This is a genomic window from Pseudoalteromonas sp. (genome assembly GCF_041613455.1).
In the GTDB taxonomy this organism is placed as follows: domain Bacteria; phylum Pseudomonadota; class Gammaproteobacteria; order Enterobacterales; family Alteromonadaceae; genus Pseudoalteromonas.
Map to the genome: position 1 here is coordinate 1 of NZ_JBFJHD010000196.1, position 5,642 is coordinate 5,642.

Consider the following 5,642-nt stretch of genomic DNA (forward strand, 5'->3'; position numbering starts at 1 on the left):
CAAGATAACGGCCCGCAAGATGATAAAATAACAATTAATAAAAACCCTTACCCTAGCACTTACACCCCGGTTGCAAACAGCACAACATTAATTACCAATGCCACCGTTTTGACCGGCACGGGTGAGCGTTTGGATGACGCCGATGTGTTACTTGTTGCTGGTAAAGTACAGCAAGTGGGTAAAGACCTAACAGCACAAGCTGATGTCACCATTGACGCTCAAGGCAAATGGGTTACACCTGGGATCATCGATGTACACTCACATTTAGGGGCTTATCCAAACCCTTCGGTTGAGTCGCACCAAGATGGTAACGAAATGACCAGCCCAAATACCGCCGAGGTGTGGGTGGAACATTCAGTTTGGCCACAAGATCCCGGCTTTAACCGCGCGCGTGAAGGGGGCATTACCTCGTTACAAATTTTACCCGGCTCTGCCAACTTATTTGGTGGTCGTGGCGTGACACTTAAAAATGTACCTGCGCATACAATGCAGGGAATGAAATTTCCTGATGCACCTTATGGCTTAAAAATGGCGTGTGGTGAAAACCCCAAACGTGTTTATGGGCGTAAAGGCACGTTACCGTCAACACGTATGGGCAATATGGCCGGTTACAGAATGGCGTGGGCCGAAACGGTAGAATATAAACGCGCATGGGATAAATATGACGCCGATTATGCGGCGGGTAAAAACCCCGAAGCGCCGGCTCGCGATATTAAATACGATACGCTGCGTGGGGTATTAGAAGGCGAAGTGATGATCCATAACCACTGTTATAAAGCAGAGGAAATGGCGATGATGATCGACTTATCTAAAGAGTTTGGTTATCACGCGGGCACCTTCCATCACGGTATTGAAGCCTATAAAATTGCTGACTTACTCGCTGAAAATGGTTCGTGTGCAGCGCTTTGGCCAGATTGGTGGGGCTTTAAAATGGAAGCCTACGACATGGTACAAGAAAACGTTGCGATTGTTGATGCGGTGAAAAACTCATGTGCCGTGGTGCACTCTGATTCAGACACCACTATTCAGCGCTTAAATCAAGAAGCGGCTAAAGTAATGTATCGTGCAAACCAAAATGGCTTTGATATTTCAGAGCAACACGCGATCAAATGGATCACCGCGAATGCGGCTAAATCATTGGGCATTGAAGATAAAACCGGTTCATTAGAAGCAGGTAAACAAGGCGATGTGGTTATTTGGGATCAAAACCCATTTAGTGTCTATGCAAAAGCCGAGCAAGTATTTGTTGATGGCGCAAAAGTGTACGACAGAAACGATAGCGCATTCCAAGCACAAAGTGATTTTATGTTAGGTCAACAATAAGGAGCACCCAGAATGAAAAAATTATCACGTTCGTTTTCGCTTTCTCTGGTTGCTGCAGGGTTATTAGCATCGGGCGCAGTAAGCGCACAATCACTGGCTATTATTAACGCCACATTGCACACCGCCACAGAGCAAGGGGTATTACAAGACGCAAGTATTGTGATGGATAATGGCAAAATTACTGCCATTAACCCAACTGCAATCACAGCCGATAAAGTAATCGATGCGCAAGGGCAAATTGTTACCCCAGGTTTTATTGCCAGCATTAACCAATTAGGCTTAGTGGAAGTTGGCGCTGTTGCAGGCTCGCGTGATGCGGGTGATGACAAAGCGGGTATCGATTTTGATGTAAGTTTGGCATTTAATCCACGCTCAAGCTTAATCCCGTATGCACGCAAAGGTGGGATCACGCGCGATGTGATCACCCCGCACGGTGGCGACAGTATTTTTGCCGGCTTGGCAAGTGTGGTCGACTTAAGTGGCACGTTTGACAGCGTGGTACAAAAACACGCGGCATTAGTCGTGCATTTAGGTGAGCGCAGAAAAGGCTCGCGGGCATTCACGTTACAAACCTTCATTAATAAGCTAGATGAGCATAAAACCAAAGCGGCTAAAAAGCCGAAGAAAGATGCCGACAAACCCAGTGCCGAAGACACTATCATGGTTAAGGTACTCAGTGGTGACATGCCCGTCGTGGTGAGCGTATCGCGTGCCGCCGATATTGTTGAGCTAATTAAGGTTAAACAACAATTTGGCATTAATTTAGTGCTTAATGGCGCGCAAGATGCGGTGGTGGTTAAAGAGCACCTAGCGAAAGCAAACGTGCCGGTGATCATCAGTGCTATGGATAACCTACCAGGCAGCTTCGATTCACTGAACGCCAGTTTAAACAACGCGGGCATGCTTGAGCAAGCCGGTGTGAAGGTGTTATTAACCGTGGGCGGTGATGCCAGCCATAACGTCTACCAACTTCGTTTTGATGCTGGTAATGCGGTTTCCTACGGTATGAGCCAGCAAGGCGCATTAAAAGCGGTAAGCGCTAACGTGGCCGATGTATTTGCTATTAATGCCGGAAGCTTGGCCGTTGGTAAAGCAGCGGATGTGGTGATGTGGAGTAACGATCCGTTTGAGCTCAGTAGCCATGTCAACAAAATGTTTATTAACGGCGTGGAAGTAACCACTCAATCGCGCCAAGACAAACTGCGTGAACGTTATACCACTGACTCAACGATGCCACGCGCTTATACTAAATAACCTTAGCTCTACTTGATATTAGTCTTACAAGGTCGCCTCGTGCGACCTTTTTATATGCATAAAAAAGCCGCTCACTGTCACCAGTGAGCGGCTTTTAACGGTTAAACGATTAAACTAATTTAGCCAGAATATCGTTAAAGGTAGTGCTTGGACGCATTGCTTTAAAGGCTGCATCATCGTTAGGCTGGAAGTAACCGCCTAAGTCTACTGCTGGACCTTGTGCATCGTTTAGCTCATTAACAATTTGTTCTTTGTTAGTTTCAAGATCAGCGGCGATTTGAGTGAACTGTGCTTTCAGTTCGCTATCGTCATTTTGCTTAGCAAGTTCTTGTGCCCAGAATAACGATAAGAAGAAATGAGAACCACGGTTATCAATTTCTTTAACTTTACGTGAAGGCGATTTGTTTTCTGCTAAGAAAGTACCGGTAGCTTTGTCTAGGGTATCAGCAAGCACTTGTGCTTTTTTGTTACCCGTAGTCACACTTAAGTGCTCAAGTGATGCAGCTAGTGCTAAAAATTCGCCTAATGAATCCCAACGTAAGTGGTTTTCTTTTTCGAACTGTTGTACGTGCTTAGGTGCTGAACCGCCAGCGCCTGTTTCAAACAAACCACCACCGTTCATTAATGGCACGATTGATAGCATTTTAGCACTGGTACCCAGCTCTAAAATTGGGAATAGATCAGTGAGGTAATCACGTAATACGTTACCCGTAACCGAAATCGTATCTTTGCCTTCTTTAATGCGGGCTAACGAGAATAAGGTTGCTTCAAGCGGCGGTAAAATTTGAATTTCTAAACCACTGGTGTCGTGATCTTTAAGGTAGGTATTCACCTTTTTGATTAACTGCGCATCGTGAGCACGGTTTTCGTCAAGCCAGAACACGGCTGGTGTACCGGTTGCACGTGCACGGTTTACTGCAAGCTTAACCCAATCTTGAATTGGTGCGTCTTTAGCCTGACACATACGCCAGATATCGCCTTGCTCAACACTGTGCTCTAGTAAAGTAGCGTCACTGTTATTATCTACAACACGGATAGAACCAGCAGCTTTTGCTTCAAATGTTTTATCGTGTGAACCGTACTCTTCCGCTTTTTGTGCCATTAGGCCAACGTTTGGCACGCTACCCATAGTGGTCGGATCGAACGCGCCATGCTCTTTACAGAAATCGATAGTCGCTTGGTAAACACTTGCATAGCTGCGATCAGGAATAACAAAGCTAGTGTCTTGTAATTTACCGTCGTTATTCCACATTTGACCGCTTGAACGGATTGCCGCAGGCATAGACGCATCGATGATCACATCACTTGGTACGTGTAAGTTAGTAATACCACGGTCAGAGTCAACCATTGCGATAGCAGGGCGATTTGTGTATACCGCTTCAATATCCGCTTCAATTTCAGCGCGTTTTGCGTCATCTAAAGTTTGAATTTTGGCGTACACGTCGCCTAAGCCGTTGTTTACATCAACGCCAAGCTCTTCAAAAAGTGCGCCATGTTTAGCAAACACGTCTTTGTAGAATACTTTTACTGCATGACCAAAGATGATTGGATCAGATACTTTCATCATGGTCGCTTTCATATGTAGCGAGAATAACACGCCTTTTTCTTTAGCTGCGTCAATTTCAGCGGCTAAGAATGCTTGTAGTTTCGCTGCGCTGATACGTGATGCATCAATAACTTCGCCAGCGAGTAGTGGGGTGCTTTGCTTAAGTACCGTCACGTCACCATTGGTAGCAACATGTTCAATACGTACGTCGGTGGCTGCATCAACTGTCATTGATTGCTCAGAGCCAAAGAAATCGCCTTCGCTCATGCTAGCAACGTAAGAGGCAGAGTCTTTGCTCCACGCACCCATTGAATGTGGGTTGTTACGTGCGTATTCTTTTACTGAAGCTGGTGCGCGACGATCTGAGTTACCTTCACGTAATACTGGGTTTACTGCACTGCCTTTAATTTTGTCGTACGCCGCTTGAATTGCTTTTTCTTCGTCATTTTTAGGTTCTACAGGGTAATCTGGAAGTGCATAACCTTTCGCTTGAAGTTCTTTTATTACCGCGCGAAGCTGAGGTACAGACGCACTGATATTTGGTAATTTGATGATGTTAGCGTCAGGTGTTTTAGCCAGCTCACCCAATTCTGCAAGGGCATCACCAATACGCTGTTCTTCAGTTAAATATTCAGGGAAGCTGGCAATTACACGACCTGCTAAAGAGATATCGCGAGTTTCAACTTCAACACCCGCCGCATTGGTATATGCTTGGATGATAGGTAGCAACGAATAAGTTGCCAGTGCCGGAGCTTCGTCCGTTTTTGTATAGATAATTTTTGATGTCATCATCATTCCTAGATAGTTGGCCCTTCAGACCATATTCAACAATGCAAAGAAACCATTGCTAACCGCGTTTAAATACCGTTAAGTATCAATCAGTAAGCAATGAGCAGTCGGTTAGGTGTTAATACTCAAATTACCTTATAAAGCAACAAGGTAGAATAATCACACCTGACGAACTCGTGTCGTATTTATAACTAAAAATTTAATATAATTAAATTAGCCTTTAGGCTAGCGTAATACGTTATTTTTCGGGTAAAGAGTGTAACAAGCTTGGTTAAAAAGGGCTAGAGTTTGCAAGCACCATACAAGCAGTTAAGCATTCAATAGTGAAATTATTGGGGTAGATAAAATAAATTCAAGGATTAGGGTTGAATTTGCACAGAATGAGGCAATAAATACAGCAGAAGTGATGAAAAAATGAAGGGATCAAGCGAGGATCTAAAAAGGTCGCTCGCTTTTGTTGTACACTATGATGGTCACTCTAAAATATCGCCGTTAGGGGCTATATTTTTAGCGTGCAAGCCTTTAGGGCCTTGTTCTAATTCGAATGTTACATCTTGACCAGCTTTAAGCGTCTTATAACCGTCCATTACAATCGTTGAGTAATGAGCGAAAATATCATTCTCGCAGCCGTCTTCTACGATGAAACCAAAACCTTTGGCGTTGTTGAACCATTTGACTTTACCACAAGCCATACTTCTACATCCTTCTATAAGTTGACTAATTTAGTTAA

Annotated in this window: 4 protein-coding genes; 2 read left to right on the plus strand and 2 right to left on the minus strand. The window is 44.5% G+C overall.

From position 1 onward, the window contains the following. Both ABYB02_RS13945 and ABYB02_RS13950 read left to right on the plus strand, forming a co-directional pair. On the plus strand, positions 1–1,323 hold a 1,323-nt coding region (locus ABYB02_RS13945), incomplete at its 5' end, for an amidohydrolase (protein ID WP_372763027.1). Between the two features lie 12 nt (positions 1,324–1,335). Further along, positions 1,336–2,577 carry an amidohydrolase family protein gene (locus ABYB02_RS13950; protein WP_372763028.1) on the plus strand — a complete coding sequence of 414 codons (1,242 nt, stop codon included), beginning with the start codon at positions 1,336–1,338 and terminating at the stop codon, positions 2,575–2,577. 109 nt (positions 2,578–2,686) lie between these two features. Here ABYB02_RS13950 and ABYB02_RS13955 read toward each other — a convergent pair whose 3' ends face one another. Then, the gene (locus tag ABYB02_RS13955; RefSeq protein WP_372763029.1) at positions 2,687–4,912 is read right to left on the minus strand and encodes an NADP-dependent isocitrate dehydrogenase; all 2,226 of its coding nucleotides are present in this window, start codon (positions 4,910–4,912) and stop codon (positions 2,687–2,689) included. Between the two features lie 473 nt (positions 4,913–5,385). Then, positions 5,386–5,604, minus strand: coding sequence for a cold shock domain-containing protein CspD (gene cspD, locus ABYB02_RS13960; RefSeq protein WP_004586755.1), 219 nt, complete (start codon positions 5,602–5,604; stop codon positions 5,386–5,388). Between the last annotated feature and the right edge of the window lie 38 nt (positions 5,605–5,642).

Coding starts and splice junctions, on each gene's coding strand:
- ABYB02_RS13950 (WP_372763028.1), top strand. CDS start 1,336: ATGAAAAAATTATCACGTTCGTTTTCGCTTTCTCTGGTTGCTGCAGGG.
- ABYB02_RS13955 (WP_372763029.1), bottom strand. CDS start 4,912: ATGACATCAAAAATTATCTATACAAAAACGGACGAAGCTCCGGCACTG.
- cspD (WP_004586755.1), bottom strand. CDS start 5,604: ATGGCTTGTGGTAAAGTCAAATGGTTCAACAACGCCAAAGGTTTTGGT.